Source organism: Nocardia sp. NPDC051833, from assembly GCF_040681225.1.
Classification (GTDB): Bacteria; Actinomycetota; Actinomycetes; order Mycobacteriales; family Mycobacteriaceae; genus Nocardia.
In genome coordinates this window covers 3,328,249-3,346,322 of the sequence record NZ_JBFAYK010000001.1, presented here as the reverse complement: position 1 = coordinate 3,346,322, position 18,074 = coordinate 3,328,249, and the positions used below count along the sequence as shown (strand labels likewise).

The window sequence follows — 18,074 nt, the reverse complement described above, 5'->3', positions numbered from 1 at the left end:
CGGACTCGGCTTCAGCCCTCGAACAGCTGCCGGCCCAGGTAGTGGCCGGGGCCGGGGACGCCGGGCGGGATGGCGAAGACCGCCGAGCCGACCGGGGTCGTCCATTCGTTCAGCGCGTCGAACTCCGCCAGCCGGGCCTGGACCGGGAGGTACTGGGCGGCGACATCGCGCTGGTAGGCGACGAACAGCAGGCCCGAATTCGACACCTGCCCCGGGGCGGGCGCCTCGTCGTAGTTGTACCCGCGGCGCAGGAACCGCTCCCCGTCATGGGTGTGCCTGGCCCTGGCGACGTGCGACGACGGCGGGATCACCGGGATGCCGTTGCGGTCGACGGCGGCCAGGTCCGGCTCGTCGTGTTCGGACGTGCCGGTCAGCGGGGCGCCGTCGGCCACCCGGCGCCCGACGGTCAGTTCGCGACCGTCGGCGTCGAGTTCGTCCCAGGTGTCGAGGTCCATGGCGATGCGGCGCAGCACCAGGGAGGTGCCGCCCGCCAGCCACGGCGCCGAGGTGCCGTCGTCCCACACCAGCCGGTCGAAGTCGACCGTGCGCGGGGCGATGTTGACGGTGCCGTCGACCTGGCCCATGAGATTGCGCATGGTCTGCCCGCGCGGCGCGTCCCGGAAACCGCGCTGCACCCAGCGCACCGTCACCAGCGACTTCACGTGCTTGGAGAGCACCCGCACCGCGTGCGCGACCGTCGTCGCCTCCTCGGCGCAGACCTGGAGGACCAGGTCGGCGCCGGTGTAGGCGGGTTCGAGCCGGTCGATGGCGTACGGCGGCAGCTGTCGCAACCAGCTCGGCCGACGGTCGGTCAGGCCGGTGACGGTGAACAGCTCGGGACCGAACCCGACCGTGATCGTCAGGCGCGCGGGCCGGACCGCCAGCTCGGGCTCGGTGTCGGCGAGCGCGGGCAGGCCCTGGGTGAGCCGGGACGCGTCGTCGGTCCAGATCCGGAGCAGGCCGATGACGTCCTCGCGGCCGACGCCCGGCGCCAGATCGAAACCGGCGAAGGCGACGTGACCGGGTGGCGTCGTCTCGATGCCCGCCTGGTGCGCGCCGTAGAACGGGACGACCTCGAGCGCGTCGTCTCGTTCGGGTTCCCGCTCGGCGAGACCGGCCGCGCCCCAGCCGATCCCGGCCGCGCCGACCACGCCGACCGCCGCCGCTCCCCCACCGAGCAACCGCCGGCGGGAGAGCTTGGTATGCGGATCAGCCACCGTGCGAGGAGTTCTCGGTGCCCGGCGCGTAGTTCTCCTTGCCGCCGGCGAAGTCGCGCACCTGCGCGGTGACGACGGTGCTCGAGCCGTCGGCGAAGGTCAGGGTCAGCGAGGTTTCCGAGCCGGTGCGCAGCGGCTGCTTCAGATCCATGAACATCAGGTGCTCGGCGCCGGGCTTCAGCGTCACCTCACCGTGCGCGGGGATGGTGATGCCACCCGCCTTGGGACGCATGGTCTTGGCGCCGGTGCTGTCCGGGACCACCTCGTGGATCTCGACCCGGTCCGAGGCGGGGCTGGTCGCGGCGACGAGGGTCACCGGCGCGTCACCGGTGTTCCGCAGATTGCCGAAGGCGGCGGACATGCCGGAGTCGGCGGCCTTGATCCACTGATCGCTCATGGTGACCCGGTCACCCGCCGCGGCGGGGGTGGCGGGCGCCTGCTCGGAATCCGAGCAGGCGGTGGCGAAGACGGCGAGGACGGACAGCGCGGTCGCGGCACCGAGCCGACGGGCGGCGCGGGGCGAACGCAGGTGGGTACGCGGGAATACGGACACGAATGATCTCCGATCATCGGGTGAGGTGAGAACCCGGACCGGCACGGCGAATCATCCGCGGCTACGGCGGATTTCGGCGGCTACGCCGGAACGGGGTGAAGGGTGATGTGGCCGTCGGCGGGCGGACCGCGCAGCCCGATTCCGGGTCGCAGGAGGAGTTGCCGCAGCACCGCGCGATCGTCGGCGCGCGGTAGCGGAATCGGCCGCGCGGACGGGGACGACACCCCATCCAGCACGCGGACCAGCCGACGGACGCTGGTGATCGCCCGGCGCACCCCGACCTCGGCGGCGCGGATCGCGAGCGCGCCCACCGGGATCGCCACCAGGTGGGCGAGCAGCATGGCGGCGGAGAAGGAGTGGTGATGCTGGGCGTGTCCCAGCGAGAGCGCGGTGTGCCCGATGCCCTGGCCGACAGCGAGCACCGCCATCGTCGCCAGCGGCGTGTTCCCGCGCGGCAGGGCCGAGGTGACGACGCCGATCAGTGCGCAGGCGGCGAGCAGCAGCGTCACCGACGATCCGCTGGGAACAGCGGTCGCGCCACCGAGTCCGTGCGCGAGGACGGCGACCGCACCCGACGCGGCACCCACCGCAGCGCCGCGTAAGCGCGCGGTGTGATCCGTCGGTGAACGCACCCCGCCATGCTACGACCAACTGTCGTAGTAACCGGGCGCAGGGCGTATGACCAGCGTCTCATCGATCCGGCGAAAAGAATTCGGATGCGGGCTTGACCTCAAGGAACGTTTAGGTTTGATGATTGTCTCACCACCGAATGAGGGAGCACATCATGACCACCACCACCGCCTCCGCCACCCGCTCGCTGACCCTGCCCGCGCTGAACCGGCCCGTCGCCGTGCTGGGTGGCGTGGTCGCCGCCGTCGTGGCGAACTTGATCGTCTGGGGCATCGGCGCGGCCGCGGGCGGATCCTTCATCACCACCGACGGCGGCAAGGTGATGGACGTCGCTCCCGGCGGCGTGATCTTCATGTCGACCGTGCCGCTGCTGATCGGCCTGACCGTCGCCGTGCTGGTGTCCTACCTGTGGACCGGGGTGCTGCGGGTCGCGGCGGTCGTCGGATCGCTGCTGTCGATCGCGACGATCGCGATGACCGTCGACGCCGACTTCGACACCGCCTCCACCATCGCGCTGTCGGTGATGCACGTGGTGCTGGTGCCGGTCATCGTGGTCGCCCTGGAGGGCGTGCGGCGCAGCATCACCACTCGGTAGTCCGAAGACGACGAAGGGCCCCACCGGAAAACCGGTGGGGCCCTTCGCCGTATGTCCTAGACCGAGCGGCCGAACAGCAGCTTCCACGGCATCAGCGCCGACTCCAGCTGCACCTTCAGGCTCATCTTCGACGCGCCGAGGGTGCGCTCCTCGAAGCGGATCGGCACCTCCGCGATCGTGTAGCCCTTCTTGATCGCGCGGTAGTTCATCTCGACCTGGAACGAGTAGCCGTTGCTGCGGATCGAGGCCACGTCGATCGCGCGCAGGGTGTCGGCCTGCCACGCCTTGAAGCCGGCGGTCGCGTCCTTCACGCCGAGGCGCAGGATCAGGTTCACGTAGAAGTTGGCCCAGGCCGAGAGTGCCTTGCGGTACCACTTCCACTCCGCGGCGGTCGAACCACCGGGCACGTAGCGGGAGCCGAGCACGACGCCGACATCGGCGGAACTCAGCTTCTCCAGCATGGCCGGGATCACCTCGGCGGGATGCGACAGGTCGGCGTCCATCTGGATCACCACGTCGGCGCCCTCGTCGAGGGCCTTGGTGATGCCCGCGATGTAGGCGCGGCCGAGGCCGTCCTTCTCGGTGCGGTGCAGCACGCCCACCACGTTCGGCAGCTCGGCGGCCAGCTTGTCGGCCACCTCGCCCGTGCCGTCGGGTGAGTTGTCGTCCACCACCAGCACGTGCAGATCGGGAACCGGCAGTGCCGTCAGCCGCTCCACCGCCACCGGCAGATTTTCCCGCTCGTTGTAGGTCGGCACAACAACGGTAACCCTCAAGGGTCGCCCTCCCTGCTCACCTGGTTACGCCCCGCGCCCCACCGAACGGGCGCGCGAGCATGTCATCGATTCGTTATGACCGTACTCGATCGACCTGACGCGAACCTGAGCGGCCGTGGCCGCGTCACCACAGCTGGCGGGCGTGGACCAGCGCGTCGACCACCAGGACGACGCCGAAAACGACGAACAACACCCGGACCACCGGCGGCCCGTAGCGGGTGATCCACCGCACCAGCAGCCGATAGACCCGGCGGGCGCGCGGGGTCTCGCGCAGGGCCAGCGCCAGCACCACCAGCGGCACCAGCAGCGCGATCGCGCAATAGACGACCACGATCAACGGCCACACCACCGGCAGCGGACGCTGCGCCGACACCAGCGCCAGCGCGGCCAGGTACGGCACCGAGGTCGGCACCTTCGCCAGCCCCAGCGTGACCCCGACCACCCCCATCAGCCACGGATACTTCCGCACCGGCCGGACCCAGCGCCCACCGCCGCTCATCGTCGTATCCATCGGCAACGCCGCCACCGCGATCAGCACCACCCCGATCAGCAGCTCACCCCAGTACCGCAGCACCGGCGTCAGCTCGAAGTCGAACAACCGGACCAGGAAATCGATCCCGAGCACCGTCGCGATCCCGAACGCCACCGACACCGCGAACACGCCACCGAGAAAACTGAGCCCACCCACCACGGGCGACCGCCGCGCCAGCCGACTGTCCGCCACCACCGCCGTCGTGATCGCCACCAACAGCACATCCAGCGCGTCGACCACCGCAAACCCCAGCAACGTGATCAACAGGACACCCATGACCCCCGCGACCCTACTCGCCGCGCCACGCGTGTCCCGGTCGGTGGGTCCGACCCAGTACCACCCACAACCGCGCCGATCTCGTTACGCTTTTCGTGCCGGGAGTGCCCGACGAGCACCCGCGATCGTGAAGGGGAAGAGCATCGTGGCGGAAATGTCATTCGACCCATCAGCGCTCGACGCGTATCAGCGCGCTGCCGCTCGGGTCGCGGATCTACTCGGAGAAGCGGCGACCAGCACGACGACGGCGGCGGGGGTGGACCTGTCGGGACTCGGGGTGCTCGGGAAGGAATTCGCGGCCGCGTGGACGGCGGCCGCGGGAGCGCACGCGTCGACGTTGAGCACCGCGGGGAATCTGGTCACCGCGTATCAGGACATCCTGAACCGGTACGGCGCCGATGTCACCGGGGTGGATACCGGGCTGGCGGGCGACCTGGTCGCGATCGAGAGCGAGGTGGCGTGATGCGCGCGAAATCCCTGGTCACCGAGACCACGCTGAGCACGATCACCCAGGAGGAGGCCGAGGCGAAGATCGCGCCGGTGGTCGCGCTGCTGGAGGTGCCGCTGCTGGAACTGCGGAAATCGCTGGGCTCCAACACCTCCGCCGACCCCGACGCCACCGTGGTCAGCGCGCTGACCACCGCGAGCACCGCGACCAGCGCGACCGAGGACCCGCACCGGCTCGGCCTGTACGCGCTGGAGTCGACCGACACCGCCGCACCGGCCACCCCGACCCTGCGCCAGACCGCGACCGAGGTGTCCGCGGCCGCGGACCGCGGCCAGCGGCTCAGTACCCTGCTCGGCCAGGCGCATTCGACCCAGTCCACCGCGGCGGCCAAGGTCGACGCGATCATCGCCGACTTCCGCGCCAAGGCGAAGGCCGCCGCGCCCGCGGTGAACGGCAACAACCTGGACGCGATCGTCGAGCTCGCGGAGGAGGCGATCGAGGAGGCCGTCACCGTCGTCGGGACCGCGAGCACCGAGATGGACGAGCACACCCGCAACACCAAGGAGCTCACCTCCGATCTGGGCGGCACCAACGGCGTCACCGTGCCGCCGGGCGCGGTCGAGGTGTCGCCGGGGGTCTACGTCCTCGGCACCGGCGGCACGTCGACGAACACCATCGACACCGACACCACCACGACCGATCCGGCCACGGCGGCCCAGATCGCGCTGCAGGAGGCGCTGATCGACGGTGGCGTCGCGCTGGGCACCGCGGCGATCGACGCGGGCGTCACCTTCGGCACGCACCTGATCGACAAGATCGCCGAGGTCGCGATGCACGGCATCGACGCGGGCGCGGACCTGGCGACCACCGGCATCGACACCCTCGCCGCGAATGTCACCGGCACGGGCACCGACGGCACCGCGACCACGCCGGCCACCACGACACCGTCGCCGACCACACCGTCCACCAACGGCGGCGGCAACTCCGGCGGCCTGTTCGCCGGGCTCGGCAACGGCGACACCACCACCAAGCCGGAGCCGTCGAACAACAACAACGGCGCGTCGACCAAGCCCGCCCCCGCGGCCCCGTCGACACCGGCACCCTCGGGCCAGTCACCCGTCGTCGAGCAGCCGCAGCAGGCACCCGCCGCGCCCGCGCCCGCGCAGCAGCAGCCGAGCCAGACCGGCGTGATTCCGCCGGCGAGCCGTCCGCAACAGGATCAGGAGAGCGAGCGTCCGTCGGCCGCGCCCAAGCACGGGCAGCCGGGAGTCGTCCCGGCGACCGCGTAAGGCCACCGGATGGACAATCCGTTCGGAGCCTATTTCTCCTCGCCCGCCGATCCGGCGCGCCGTCGTCCGCAGGGCAAACGGCGACGCAGGCGGCGGCGCGAGGCAGAACCGCAGACCATCGGCACCAATCCCGAGACGTGGCCGCCGCCGGAGCCGGAGCACTACGACGAGGCCGACGGCCAGCTCGCCACCGCGCCGACCGAGCCGATCTATCGCACCGCCGCCGAGGAGGACGGGTTCACCGGCGACTGGAACGACTGGAACGACGAGGCGCCCGCCGAGGAGACGCCGCACCGCACCGACGATGTCGACTGGAACGACTGGGCGACCGCCACCGCGACCGAACAGAGCGGTGACCGGGTCGAGATGCCGGTCCTGCCGCGCCTCAAGGACTTCGGCGGTGGCGGGCCGATCGCGCGCAGGCCGCGCAAGAAGTACGACGACGAACGCTACGACGACCCCAACGGCCGGGCGAAAGCCGCCGCCGCGGTGAAGGGGATCGTCGGCGCGCTCGTGTTCGTGGTCGTGCTCGGCCTGGCGGCGAACATCTTCCTCGGCTCCGGCGACAAGCCGGTCGCGGCGAAACAGGCGTCCGTGTCCGGTTCGCCGACAACGGGATCCACCGCGACCACCGTTCCGCCACTGCCCGGGCACGCGGTGGCCGGCTGCGAATCCTTCCGCAGCCAGTCCATCACGATCAGCGCCGAACGCGGCGACACCGCCACCCCGCAGGGCGCGATCCTCGGCTTCGAGTACAGCTACTACGTCGACCGCGACGCCGCCAAGGCCCGCACCTACGTCACCGACGATGCCCACGTCGGCGACGAATCAGCCCTGGCCGCAGGTATTTCCACCTTCCCGACCGGCGTCAAGTACTGCATCCACATCACCCGCGCCGACTCCACCGACCCCACCGTCTGGAACGTCACCGTGCAGCAGCAGTGGCCCGGCGACACCGCCATCGAGAAGATCCAGCAGACCATGCGCACCGCCGAAGTGGCCCCCGGCCGCTACCGCATCACCAGCATCGACCACCGCCGCTGACCCCGGAAACGCGAGATCCCCTCACCGATGATCGGTGAGGGGATCTCGTTGCGACCCTGACGGGACTCGAACCCGCGACCTCCGCCGTGACAGGGCGGCGCGCTAACCAACTGCGCCACAGGGCCGTGATGTATCGCTACAACGAGGCTGGACTGTACCCCGTGGAAGGGTTCGGGCGGTAATCGTGCAGGTGGGCCGGTCGACCGAGCGTTGACATTGACGTCAATGTCAACGACACTCGAGCGGTGACCACCAGCGAGGCGCAGCAACGGGCCAGGTCGGCGCGCAAGGACAGCGCCGGGCCGCGGCGGAGCGAGCTGCTCGACGCGGCGGCGGGGTGCTTCGCCGAACTCGGGTACGACCAGACCTCGGTGGAGACGATCACCACGCGGGCACGGGTCTCGCGGGCGACGTTCTACGCGTACTTCTCCTCCAAAGACGAGGTGTTCCAGGCGATCACCGAGCGGGTGTGCGCGCGGTTCCTGGACGCGCAGCTGGTGGTCGACGTCGAGGTCACCGCACCGGTGACGGTCATCGCCGCCACCACACGGGCTTTCGCGGCGGCGGTGTTCGCCAACGGCGCGCTGGTGACGTTGATCGAGCATCGCGCCGATGTCGACCCGGCGATCGGCGCGCAATGGACCCGGGTGCGCGAGCGCCTGCGGCACCGGTTCACCGCGTTTCTCGAACGTGTCGAGGGCGAGATCGACCCCTGCGCGCCGCTGCCACGCATTGTCGAAACCCTCTCCGACGCACTGCTGATCGGCGCCGCCCGCGCCCGCCCGGACCAGCGCGAACAGTTCGTCACCGACCACATCGCCATCGCCCAACGGCTGATCGGCTTCGCCGACATCGAGGACGCCACGTGACCCTGTTGATCGCCAATCGCGGCGAGATCGCCCTGCGCATCATCCGCACCGCCGCCGAACTCGGCCTGCGCACCGTGGCGGTCTACGCCGAGGACGACGCGGACAATCCGAATGTGCACGCGGCCGACGAGGCGATCGGCCTGGTCGGCGCCGGACCGGCGCCCTATCTCGACCAGGCCGCGATCCTGGCCGCCGCCAAGGAATCCGGTGCCGAGCTCATCCATCCCGGCTACGGCTTCCTGAGCGAGAACGCCGAGTTCGCCAGGGCGTGCGCGGCGGCGGGGCGCACCTTCGTCGGCCCCGACCCCGCCGTGCTCGACCTGTTCGGCGACAAGTCCGCGGCCCGGCGCACCGCTGTCGCCGCGGGCGTCCCCGTCCTGCCCGCCACCGACGGCGCGAGCACGCTCGCCGAGGTCGGCGCGTTCTTCGCGGCCCAGCCGGGCCCGATCATGATCAAAGCGCTGGCCGGTGGCGGTGGGCGCGGCATGCGGGTGGTCCGCACGGCCGCGGAGATCGACGACGCCTACCAGCAGTGCGCCGCGGAGGCCGAGCTCGGCTTCGGCGACCCGGCGGTGTTCGCCGAGGCACTGCTCGCCGACGCCCGGCACATCGAGGTGCAGATCGTCGCCGCGCCTACCGGTGACGGCACCACCGCGCTCGCGCTCGGCGACCGGGATTGCAGTGTGCAGCGCAGGCATCAGAAGCTGCTCGAAATCGCCCCGGCGCAGGGACTTTCGGACAACCTGCGCCGGAGCCTGCACGAGGCGGCCGCCCGGCTGTGCGCGCGGGTCGGCTATCGCGGGCTCGCCACCGTCGAATTCCTGGTCACCGGTGAGCGATTCGTCTTCCTGGAGGTGAATCCGCGAATCCAGGTGGAGCACACCGTCACCGAGGAGGTGACCGGTGTCGACCTGGTGGCGGTACAGCTGGCCATCGCCCGGGGGGCGGCGTTCGCCGAGCTGGGCCTGCCGAACGGAATCGTCTCCGACGGAACGCGATCCGACGGCGCACCCGCCACCGCTGACGGCATCGCGATCCAGGCCAGGGTGAACATGGAGACGATGACGGCCGACGGGTCGGCCGTCCCGACCGCGGGCACGCTGACCGCGTTCGCCCCACCGACCGGCCCCGGCGTGCGCGTCGACACCTTCGGCCGTCCAGGCCTCACCCCGAGCCCGCGCTACGACTCGCTGCTGGCCAAGGTCATCACGCGCACCCGGGGGAATTCCTTCCCCGCCGCCGCGCGCAAGGCGGCCACCGCGCTGGCCGAATTCACCGTCGACGGCCCGCGCACCAATCTCGGCTTCCTACGGGAAGTCCTCGGCGACCGCCGATTCCAGACCGGCACAGTCACCACCGGCTATCTCGGCGAGCACCTGCCCGCACTGGTCGCGGCGGCCGATGCCGGGCGGCCGGAGATCGCGATCGCCGCGGTCGAGCTGTATCCGGGACAGGAAGCGGTGCGGGCGCAGCTGGCGGGCACGGTGGTCGAGGTGACCGGCGAGGGCGCCGAGATCGCGGCCGGTGGGCAGCTGCTCGTGCTCGAGGCGATGAAGATGCAGCACGTGCTCGCCGCACCGGCCGCCGTGCGAATCGTCCGGGTGCTGGTCCACCCGGGCCAGGTCGTCGCGCCCGGCGATCCGCTGGTGATCGTCAGCCGCACCGGCGCCGACGCCGCCGACCGCGCGCACGCCGAGCTGGACCCGGGCCGTTCGCGCGCCGATGTCGACGAGATCCGCGCCCGCCACCTCGGCACGCTGGACGAATCCCGCCCGGACGCGGTGGCCAAGCGGCACGGGCTCGGCCGCCGCACGGCCAGGGAGAACATCGCCGACCTGGTCGACCCGGGCAGCTTCGTCGAATACGGCGCGCTGGCCGTCGCCGCCCAGCGCAGCAGGCGCACCGAGGAAGACCTGATCGCCAACACCCCCGCCGACGGTCTGGTCACCGGACTGGCCACCATCGGCGCCGACCGTTTCGGCAAGGCGGCCGCCGAAGCGGTGGTGGTCTCCTACGACTACACCGTGCTCGCGGGCACCCAGGGCAAGAACAATCACGCCAAGACCGACCGCGCCTTCGACCTGGCCGCCCGCAAGCGGGTACCGGTGGTGCTGTTCGCCGAGGGCGGCGGCGGCAGGCCCGGCGACACCGACGTGACCGGCATGGGCCTGGATGTGCCGACCTTCCGCGCGCTCGCCGCGCTGCGCGGGCAGGTGCCGCTGGTGACGATCGTGTCCGGGCGCTGCTTCGCTGGGAACGCCGCCCTGGCCGGGGTCTGCGACGTGATCATCGCGACGCCCGACGCCAACCTCGGCATGGGCGGCCCGGCGATGATCGAGGGCGGCGGGCTCGGTGTGTACCGCCCCGAGGACATCGGGCCGATCGAGGTCCAGCGGCGCAACGGCGTGGTCGACCTGGTCGCCCGCGACGAGGCGCACGCGGTCGCGCTGGCCACGCAGTACCTCGGCTATTTCCAGGGCCCGATCGCGGACTACACGGCGCCCGACCCGCGCCTGGCCCGGCACGTGGTGCCGGAGAACCGCCTGCGCGCCTACGACATCCACCGCGCGATCGAGGCGATCGCCGATCTCGGCTCGATCCTGGAACTGCGCTCCGACTACGGGGTCGGCATCGTCACCGCGCTGATTCGGGTCGACGGCGTGCCGTTCGGCCTGGTGGCCAACAGCAGTCATCACCTCGGCGGCGCCATCGATGCCGAGGCCGCCGACAAGATGGGCGATTTCCTCGGGCTGTGCGAGGCGTTCGGCCTCCCGGTCGTCGCCCTGTGCGACACACCGGGATTCATGGTCGGCCCGGATGCGGAGCGGACCGCGACGGTGCGCCGGTTCAGCGACCTGTTCGTGCGGGGCGCCCGGCTGAGCGTCCCCTTCGGCACGATCATCCTGCGCAAGGGCTACGGCCTCGGCGCGATGGCGATGGCGGCCGGGCACTTCCGCGCGCCGGACTTCACCGTCGCCTGGCCGACCGGCGAGATCGGGCCGATGGGGCTCGAGGGCGCGGTGCGCCTCGGCTTCCGCAAGGAGCTGGCCGCCGCCGCGGACCCGGCCGCCCGCGAGACCCTGTTCCAGCAGCTGCTCACCCTCGCCTATCAGCAGGGCAAGGCGCTCACCGCGGCGACCGGATTCGAACTCGACGACGTCATCGACCCCGCCGACACCCGCGCCTGGATCGCCACCCTGGTCCGGCCGTAGGCCACCCGCCCAGCTCGGCCACCCCACCTGGGCGGCGTCGACGGAACAGACTTGAAGTTGACGTCAACTTCTAATAAGTTCGCTGACAAGTCACCGCCGATCATCGGGAGCACCCATGTCGCTGTTCGATCTCTCCGAGCGCGCCGAGAAATACCGCGCCGACCTGCTCGATTTCATGGACGCGCACGTCTACCCCGCCGAACCCGTCTACGAGGAGCAGATGCGGGAGTCCGGTGACCCGCACTTCCAGCCGCCGATCCTCGAGGAGCTCAAGGCCGAGGCCAAGCGGCGCGGCCTGTGGAACCTCTTCCACCCGCACCCCGGTCGCGGCCCCGGCCTGACCAACCTCGAGTACGCGCCGCTCGCCGAGATCATGGGCCGCAGCCATCTCGCCTCGGAGGCCTGCAACTGCAACGCCCCCGACACCGGGAACATGGAGGTGCTCGAGCTGTTCGGCACCGAGGAGCACAAGAAGAAGTACCTCGAACCGCTGCTCGACGGCACCATGGCCTCCGCGTTCGCGATGACCGAACCGGGCGTGGCCAGCTCCGACGCCACCAATGTGGAACTGGCGATGGTGCGCGACGGCGACGAGTACGTACTCAACGGCCGCAAGTGGTTCGCCACCAACGCCCTGCACCGCAACTGCAAGGTCCTGATCGTGATGGGCAAGACCGATCCGACCGCAGCGCCGCACCGGCAGCAGTCGATGATGGTCGTCCCGATCGACGCCCCCGGCGTGACCATCCTGCGCGGCCTGCCGCTGTTCGGCTACCAGGAGCGCGAGGGCCACGCCGAGATCGATTTCGCCGACGTGCGGGTGCCGGTCACCGACGTGCTCAAGGGTGAGGGCGAGGGTTTCGCGATCAGCCAGGCCCGGCTCGGGCCCGGCCGCATCCACCACTGCATGCGCAGCATCGGCATGGCCGAACGCGCGCTGGAGATGCTGTGTCAGCGGGCGCTGTCGCGGGTGACCTTCGGCAAGCCGATCGCCGAGAACGCCAATATCCAGGACTGGATCGCCGAGTCGCGGATCAATATCGAGATGATCCGGCTGCTGACGCTCAAGGCCGCGCACCTGATGGACACCGTCGGCAACAAGGCCGCCCGCACCGAGATCGCCGCGATCAAGGTCGCCGCGCCGACCATCGCGCTCGAGGTCCTCGACCGCGCGATCCAGGTGCACGGCGCGGGCGGCGTCACCGACGACTTCCCGCTCGCGCTGGCCTGGGCCCAGCTGCGCTCGCTGCGGCTGGCCGACGGCCCGGACGAGGTGCACAAGCGCGCCATCGCGCGCCAGGAACTGAGCAAGTACCGCGGCAAGGAGAGCAACTGATGACCGCACTCGATCTGACCGGTCGCACCGCGATCGTCACCGGTGCCTCCCGCGGCATCGGGCTGGCGATCGCCCAGGCCATCGCGGCGGCGGGCGGCAATGTCGTGCTGACCGCGCGGACCAAGGAGGCGGCCGACGCGGCCGCCGCGCAGGTGACCGGCAACGCCATCGGCGTCGGCGCGCACGCCACGGACGAGGCGGCGGCCCGAAAATGCGTCGAACTGACCGTCGAGCACTTCGGCAGCGTCGACATCCTGGTCAACAACGTGGGCACCAATCCCGCCTACGGCCCGGTGGTCGGCCAGGACCACGGCCGGTTCGCCAAGACCTTCGACGTGAACGTGTGGGCGCCGATCCTGTGGACGTCGCTGGTCACCGAGGCGTGGATGGGTGAGCACGGCGGCGCCGTCGTGAACAACGCCTCGATCGGCGGGCTGGTCCTCGACCCGAACATCGGCATGTACAACGGGGCCAAGGCCGCCCTGATCCACCTGACCAAGCAGATGGCGCTCGAGCTGTCGCCGGCGATTCGCGTCAACGCGATCGCGCCCGGCGTGGTCCGTACCAAGCTGGCCGAGGCGCTGTGGAAGGACAAGGAAGACGCCGTCGCGCACAGCATCGCGCTGAACCGGATCGGTGAGCCCGGCGATATCGCCGACGCCGTCGCGTTCCTGGTGTCCGACGCGGCGCGCTGGATCACCGGCGAGATCCTGGTGATCGACGGCGGACAGCGCCTCGGCGACGCGCCCCTGTTCCGGAGCGGAGCGTCGATCGGTGTCTGACACACGAGCAGTCGTCGGGATCGACCCGGCCGTGGTGACCAGCTGGTTCGGCAGCCTCGGCATCGAATGCGCGGCACCACTGCGCTTCGACCGGATCGGGCTCGGCCAATCGAATCTGACCTACCTGGTCACCGACACCGCGGACCGGCGGTGGGTGCTGCGCAGGCCGCCGCTCGGCAAGCTGCTGGCCTCGGCCCACGATGTGGTGCGTGAGGCGCGGATCATCGCCGCGCTCGAGTCCACCGAGGTGCCGGTGCCGCGGATCTTCGGCGTGCTCACCGATCCGGCGCTGGTCGACGCGCCGCTGGTGCTGATGGAGTACGTCGACGGGCAGGTGGTCGACACCATGCCGATCGTGGAATCGCTGACGCCGCAGCGCCGCCGGGCGATCGCGGAATCCCTGCCGCGAACGCTGGCGCGCATCCACGCGGTCGACCCGGCCGCCGTCGGCCTGGCCGATCTGGCCGCGCATACCCCGTACGCGCCGCGTCAGCTCAAGCGCTGGAGCGGTCAGCTGGAACGGTCCAAGACCAGGGACCTGCCCGAGCTCGACGATCTCACCCGCAGGCTCACCGCCGCGGTGCCGGAGCAGACCGAGGTCTGCCTGGTACACGGCGATTTCCACCTTCGCAACGTCATCACCTCGCGCGAGACGGGCGCGGTGACGGCCGCGCTCGACTGGGAACTGTCCACCCTCGGCGACCCGCTGGCCGACATGGGCAGCATGCTCGCCTACTGGGCGGAGCCCGGCGAGCTCATCGCCGGTGACTTCCCGGCGTCCACGCTCGACGGCTTCCCCGACCGCGCCGAGCTGGCCCGCCAGTACCTCGACCTGACCGGCCGCGACCCGGCCGCGCTGAAGTACTGGCAGGTCCTCGGCCTGTGGAAGCTCGCGATCATCGGCGAGGGCGTGCTGCGCCGCGCGCTGGACAACCCCGAGAACAAGGCCGCGGCGGGCGCGCCGACGACCGAACGCCTCGACGCCGTACTGCGTCTGGCCCGCGACGTCGCCGACGACGCCGGAATCTAGCAGGAGGTCATCATGAAGGCTTGGCAGCTGCACGAGCTCGGCGAACCGCGCGCGGTGCTGCGGCTCGACGACATCGACGACCCCGTCGCCGGCCCGGGCCAGGTGCTGGTGCGCGTGCTGGCCGCGCCCGCCAACTTCCCGGATGTGCTGCTGTGCCGCGGGGAGTATCAGCTCGAACCGCCGCTGCCGTTCACGCCCGGGGTGGAGCTGTGCGGCACGGTGGTCGCGGTGGGCGCCGATGTCACCCGGTGCGCGGTCGGTGACCGGGTCGTCGGCACCACCACCCTGCCGGGCGGCGCGTTCGCCGAACTGGCGGTCCTCGACGCCGACAACGTCTTTCCCGCTCCGGCGGCGCTCGACGACGCCGAGGCGGCCGCGCTGTCCATCGGCTACCAGACGAGCTGGTTCGCGCTGCACCGGCGCACCCAGCTGAAGCCGGGCGAGACCCTGCTGGTGCACGCGGCCGCGGGCGGCGTCGGCAGCACCGCCGTGCAGCTGGGCAAGGCCGCGGGCGCGACCGTCATCGGCGTGGTCGGCGGGCCGGACAAGGCCGAGTACTGCCGTCGGCTCGGCGCCGACCTCGTCATCGACCGGCGCACCGAGGACTTCGTGCCGATCGTGAAGGAGTTCACCGGCGGCCGCGGCGCGAACGTGATCTACGACCCGGTCGGCGGCGACGCCTACGCCAAGTCGACCAAGTGCGTCGCCTTCGAGGGCCGCATCCTGGTGATCGGCTTCGCCGGCGGCACCATCCCGCAGCCCGCGCTCAACCACGCGCTGATCAAGAACTACTCGATCATCGGCCTGCACTGGGGCTTGTACAAGCAGTACAACCCGCAGGCGATCGCGGACTGCCACGCCGAACTCACCCGGCTGGCCGCCGCCGGTCAGCTGAAACCGCTGATCAGCGAGCGGCTTTCGCTGGCCGACGTGCCCGACGGCCTCGGCAGGCTCGGCGACGGCAGCACGGTCGGCCGCGTCGTGTTCCAGCCCTGAGCGCTATAAATACTGCATGGACCACACCGACAGCGAAGGCGCGCCGCCCTCGATGGCGCGCACTTCGCTGCTGCGTGAGCTACCCGCCACCCCGCGTGGCCTGCGAACCAGGTCGGCCCTGATCGACGCGGGCCGCACGGTCTTCGAACGGCTGGGCTACCTCGACACCCGGCTGGTCGACATCACCCAGGAAGCCAAGTGCTCCTCGGGCACCTTCTACACCTATTTCGCGGGCAAGGAGGAGATCTTCGCGGCCATCCTCGAGCACGCCCAGGAAGACATGCTGCACCCCGGCATGCGGCACGTGGCAGGCGACGACGACCCCGCGTCGATCGTCGAGGCGAGCAACCGCGCCTACTTCGAGGCCTACCGGCGCAACGCCAAGCTGATGGGCCTGCTCGAACAGGTCGCCAATATCGATCCCGAGTTCAGCAAGCTGCGCCAGAACCGCGCCGACGCCTTCATCCACCGCAACGCCCGCAGCATCGCCGACCTGCAGAAACGCGGCCTCGCCGACCCCGAGCTCGACCCGATGCTCACCTCGCGAGCCCTCTCCGGCATGGTCAGCCGCCTGGCCTTCCACTACTTCGTCGTCGCCGACGGACACCTCGACGGCGAGCCTCGCCCGCTCGAGGACATCGTCTACACCGTCACCCGCCTGTGGGTGAACGCCCTGCGCATGCCCACCACCCGCTGACGCGGCGAATCCCCCGCCTGGCCGCACCGCTGGCCTATTCTGTGCTGGTAGGCGCGTTTTCCCTTCGAACGAAAGCGGGGCCCGATCATGGCAGGAAAGTTCGAGATCTTCGCCGACGCGGCGGGTAAGTTCCGGTGGCGGCTCAAGGCGGGCAACAACGAGATCATCGCCCAGTCGCAGGCCTACGAGTCCAAGGACGCGGCCAAGAAGGGCATCTCCTCGGTGCAGACCAACGCCGCGGGCGCCGCACTCGTCGACCTCACGACCTAGCCTCGCTACCGAGCCCGGAAATGAGTGAAGACCAGCCGAAAGGCTGGTCTTCCTGAGTGGCCAGGGCCGGGATCGAACCGGCGACCTTCCGCTTTTCAGGCGGACGCTCGTACCAACTGAGCTACCTGGCCGCAGGCACCCGTACGGAATGCCATACGCGAAGCGCCGGATCACTCCGGCGCTTACTTGCGACCCTGACGGGACTCGAACCCGCGACCTCCGCCGTGACAGGGCGGCGCGCTAACCAACTGCGCCACAGGGCCTTGCTGTACTACACAGTCCGAAGACTGTACCCCCTACGGGATTCGAACCCGCGCTACCGCCTTGAAAGGGCGGCGTCCTAGGCCGCTAGACGAAGGGGGCTCGTCCCGGATCTCTCCGGACCGGCTTTCAACGTTTCCGTTGGGAGCTCGCATAGCTTATGACAGGTGTGCGCAGACTTCCAAATCGGCTGGTCAGGCGCCCAAACCGAGGTCATCCAGGCGCGCCTGTGAGCGCCACCCGTCGCTGCGGAAGTTCTGGATCCACACCGGCGTCGCCATCGCCTCCACGATAACCTCCAGCACCTCCGCGAACCGGGCGCGCAGATCGGCGGCCGAGCCGTTGGCGATCGGGTCGACCAGATAGCGCTGGCCGGCCAGGGCCGCGGAGAGCGTGCGGGTGAAGCGGTCGGGGTCGGCGTCGGCGCGCAGCTGTCCGTCGTCGATCGCGCGCACGGCCAGCACCCGGGTGGCCCGGCCGACGATGCGGCCGCCCCCGTTGCCCGCGTCGCGATGGAACTCGGGCTCGATCACGAGCCGGTACTCGGCCTGCACGATGGTGTCGTGCTCGAGCCGCAGCGCGATCTCGTCCACCATCCCGTGCAGGACGTCGAGCGGCCCCAGATCGGCGCGGGCCAGCCAGCGCTCCGCACAGGTGCGGTAGCGCTCGACCGCGGTCTCCAGGACCGCGCGCGCGAGGTCTTCCTTGGAGTCGAAGTGGAAGTACATCGCGCCCTTGGTCGCGCGCGAACCTTCCAGAATGCGGTTGAGCGATGCCGCCGCATATCCGCTCTTCCCGAACTCGACGGCCGCGGACTTGATTATCGCCGCGCGTGTCCGGCGCGCCCGCTCTTGCTGCCGTGCCATGCTCGAAACGCCTCCGAACCTTCTCGTCGCTAACGATCAATAACCAACCGGTAGCGCGAATTGTGGTTTTATTACAAACTTTCGGTATGAAATCTCGCAGAAAAGCCGGTACCCCTCCGGCTGGTATAGTTCGCCTGCCCGAGTGCGCCGCAGGGGGTGCACACTCGGGCTCAACTACCTGTGAGAACCGCCTCCTCCTGCGGTAACGATTGCCCCTTTGCCGAAGATTCGCGCGCCCATCGCGTTTGCCCCGGCACTTCGAACCCTCGATGAATTCCTCGACACCGCACCCAGCACCGGGCGGCCGTCGGATAACGCAGCACCGGTGATTGTTCCGAAATTCACCAGGCGATCACCGTACCCGCATTCCGCAGCCGACACGCGGCAAATGGAAC

18 protein-coding genes and 4 tRNA genes are annotated in these 18,074 nt (G+C 70.3%); 12 read left to right on the top strand and 10 right to left on the bottom strand.

The features are described from left to right. Positions 1-11: 11 nt before the first annotated feature. From AB0L91_RS15285 to AB0L91_RS15275, 3 genes are all read right to left on the bottom strand, one after another. Complete coding sequence (locus tag AB0L91_RS15285) at positions 12-1,217, bottom strand: Dyp-type peroxidase (protein ID WP_365010315.1); 1,206 nt, start codon at positions 1,215-1,217, stop codon at positions 12-14. Then, positions 1,210-1,770, bottom strand: coding sequence for a copper chaperone PCu(A)C (locus AB0L91_RS15280; RefSeq protein ID WP_365010313.1), 561 nt, complete (start codon positions 1,768-1,770; stop codon positions 1,210-1,212). The genes AB0L91_RS15285 and AB0L91_RS15280 overlap by 8 nt, the downstream gene beginning before the upstream one ends. Positions 1,771-1,850: 80 nt before the next feature. Continuing rightward, positions 1,851-2,402, bottom strand: a complete 552-nt coding sequence (locus tag AB0L91_RS15275) for a hypothetical protein (RefSeq protein WP_365010311.1) — start codon at positions 2,400-2,402, stop codon at positions 1,851-1,853. Between the two features lie 152 nt (positions 2,403-2,554). On the opposite strand from AB0L91_RS15275, the gene AB0L91_RS15270 reads away from it, so the two are divergent. Continuing rightward, positions 2,555-2,995, top strand: a complete 441-nt coding sequence (locus AB0L91_RS15270; protein ID WP_365010308.1) for a DUF6069 family protein — start codon at positions 2,555-2,557, stop codon at positions 2,993-2,995. A 56-nt stretch (positions 2,996-3,051) separates the two neighbouring features. Here AB0L91_RS15270 and AB0L91_RS15265 read toward each other — a convergent pair whose 3' ends face one another. Beyond that, positions 3,052-3,771 carry a polyprenol monophosphomannose synthase gene (locus tag AB0L91_RS15265; RefSeq protein ID WP_357346340.1) on the bottom strand — a complete coding sequence of 240 codons (720 nt, stop codon included), beginning with the start codon at positions 3,769-3,771 and terminating at the stop codon, positions 3,052-3,054. A 124-nt stretch (positions 3,772-3,895) separates the two neighbouring features. Beyond that, positions 3,896-4,579: a GAP family protein gene (locus tag AB0L91_RS15260; protein ID WP_365010305.1), complete on the bottom strand. Its 684-nt coding sequence runs from the start codon at positions 4,577-4,579 to the stop codon at positions 3,896-3,898. Between the two features lie 154 nt (positions 4,580-4,733). Between AB0L91_RS15260 and AB0L91_RS15255 the strand changes: the two genes are divergently transcribed. The 3 genes from AB0L91_RS15255 to AB0L91_RS15245 are packed head-to-tail and all read left to right on the top strand — an operon-like array spanning position 4,734 to position 7,360. Next, positions 4,734-5,042 (top strand): hypothetical protein, encoded by a 309-nt coding sequence (locus tag AB0L91_RS15255; RefSeq protein WP_357346338.1) that lies wholly within the window; start codon positions 4,734-4,736, stop codon positions 5,040-5,042. Continuing rightward, positions 5,042-6,316, top strand: coding sequence for a hypothetical protein (locus AB0L91_RS15250; protein WP_365010303.1), 1,275 nt, complete (start codon positions 5,042-5,044; stop codon positions 6,314-6,316). Before AB0L91_RS15255 ends, AB0L91_RS15250 begins: the two co-directional genes overlap by 1 nt. A gap of 9 nt (positions 6,317-6,325) precedes the next feature. Continuing rightward, on the top strand, positions 6,326-7,360 hold the full coding sequence (locus tag AB0L91_RS15245; protein WP_365010300.1) for a hypothetical protein: 1,035 nt from the start codon (positions 6,326-6,328) through the stop codon (positions 7,358-7,360). A 51-nt stretch (positions 7,361-7,411) separates the two neighbouring features. Here the strand turns inward: AB0L91_RS15245 and AB0L91_RS15240 are convergent. After that, positions 7,412-7,485 (bottom strand) — tRNA-Asp (locus AB0L91_RS15240). Between the two features lie 120 nt (positions 7,486-7,605). On the opposite strand from AB0L91_RS15240, the gene AB0L91_RS15235 reads away from it, so the two are divergent. From AB0L91_RS15235 to AB0L91_RS15200, 8 genes are all read left to right on the top strand, one after another. After that, a complete protein-coding gene (locus AB0L91_RS15235) occupies positions 7,606-8,229 on the top strand; it encodes a TetR/AcrR family transcriptional regulator (protein ID WP_365010298.1) in 624 nt (207 codons plus the stop codon). Then, positions 8,226-11,441 (top strand): carboxyl transferase domain-containing protein, encoded by a 3,216-nt coding sequence (locus tag AB0L91_RS15230; protein ID WP_365010295.1) that lies wholly within the window; start codon positions 8,226-8,228, stop codon positions 11,439-11,441. The genes AB0L91_RS15235 and AB0L91_RS15230 overlap by 4 nt, the downstream gene beginning before the upstream one ends. 115 nt (positions 11,442-11,556) lie before the next feature. Next, the gene (locus tag AB0L91_RS15225; protein WP_365010292.1) at positions 11,557-12,777 is read left to right on the top strand and encodes an acyl-CoA dehydrogenase family protein; all 1,221 of its coding nucleotides are present in this window, start codon (positions 11,557-11,559) and stop codon (positions 12,775-12,777) included. Beyond that, a complete protein-coding gene (locus AB0L91_RS15220) occupies positions 12,777-13,559 on the top strand; it encodes an SDR family oxidoreductase (protein ID WP_365010289.1) in 783 nt (260 codons plus the stop codon). Before AB0L91_RS15225 ends, AB0L91_RS15220 begins: the two co-directional genes overlap by 1 nt. Continuing rightward, positions 13,552-14,589, top strand: a complete 1,038-nt coding sequence (locus AB0L91_RS15215; protein ID WP_365010288.1) for a phosphotransferase family protein — start codon at positions 13,552-13,554, stop codon at positions 14,587-14,589. Before AB0L91_RS15220 ends, AB0L91_RS15215 begins: the two co-directional genes overlap by 8 nt. 12 nt (positions 14,590-14,601) lie before the next feature. Further along, on the top strand, positions 14,602-15,585 hold the full coding sequence (locus AB0L91_RS15210) for an NADPH:quinone oxidoreductase family protein (protein WP_365010285.1): 984 nt from the start codon (positions 14,602-14,604) through the stop codon (positions 15,583-15,585). 16 nt (positions 15,586-15,601) lie between these two features. Further along, positions 15,602-16,282 carry a TetR/AcrR family transcriptional regulator gene (locus AB0L91_RS15205; RefSeq protein WP_357346329.1) on the top strand — a complete coding sequence of 227 codons (681 nt, stop codon included), beginning with the start codon at positions 15,602-15,604 and terminating at the stop codon, positions 16,280-16,282. An 87-nt stretch (positions 16,283-16,369) separates the two neighbouring features. Continuing rightward, the gene (locus AB0L91_RS15200) at positions 16,370-16,552 is read left to right on the top strand and encodes a DUF1508 domain-containing protein (protein ID WP_355271016.1); all 183 of its coding nucleotides are present in this window, start codon (positions 16,370-16,372) and stop codon (positions 16,550-16,552) included. 57 nt (positions 16,553-16,609) lie between these two features. Here the strand turns inward: AB0L91_RS15200 and AB0L91_RS15195 are convergent. The 4 genes from AB0L91_RS15195 to AB0L91_RS15180 form a co-directional block, all read right to left on the bottom strand. Further along, a tRNA-Phe gene (locus AB0L91_RS15195) sits at positions 16,610-16,683 on the bottom strand. Between the two features lie 58 nt (positions 16,684-16,741). Further along, positions 16,742-16,815, bottom strand: a tRNA-Asp gene (locus AB0L91_RS15190). Positions 16,816-16,842: 27 nt separating this feature from the next. Continuing rightward, positions 16,843-16,915 (bottom strand) — tRNA-Glu (locus AB0L91_RS15185). A gap of 92 nt (positions 16,916-17,007) precedes the next feature. Next, positions 17,008-17,679, bottom strand: a complete 672-nt coding sequence (locus AB0L91_RS15180) for a TetR family transcriptional regulator (RefSeq protein ID WP_355271014.1) — start codon at positions 17,677-17,679, stop codon at positions 17,008-17,010. Between the last annotated feature and the right edge of the window lie 395 nt (positions 17,680-18,074).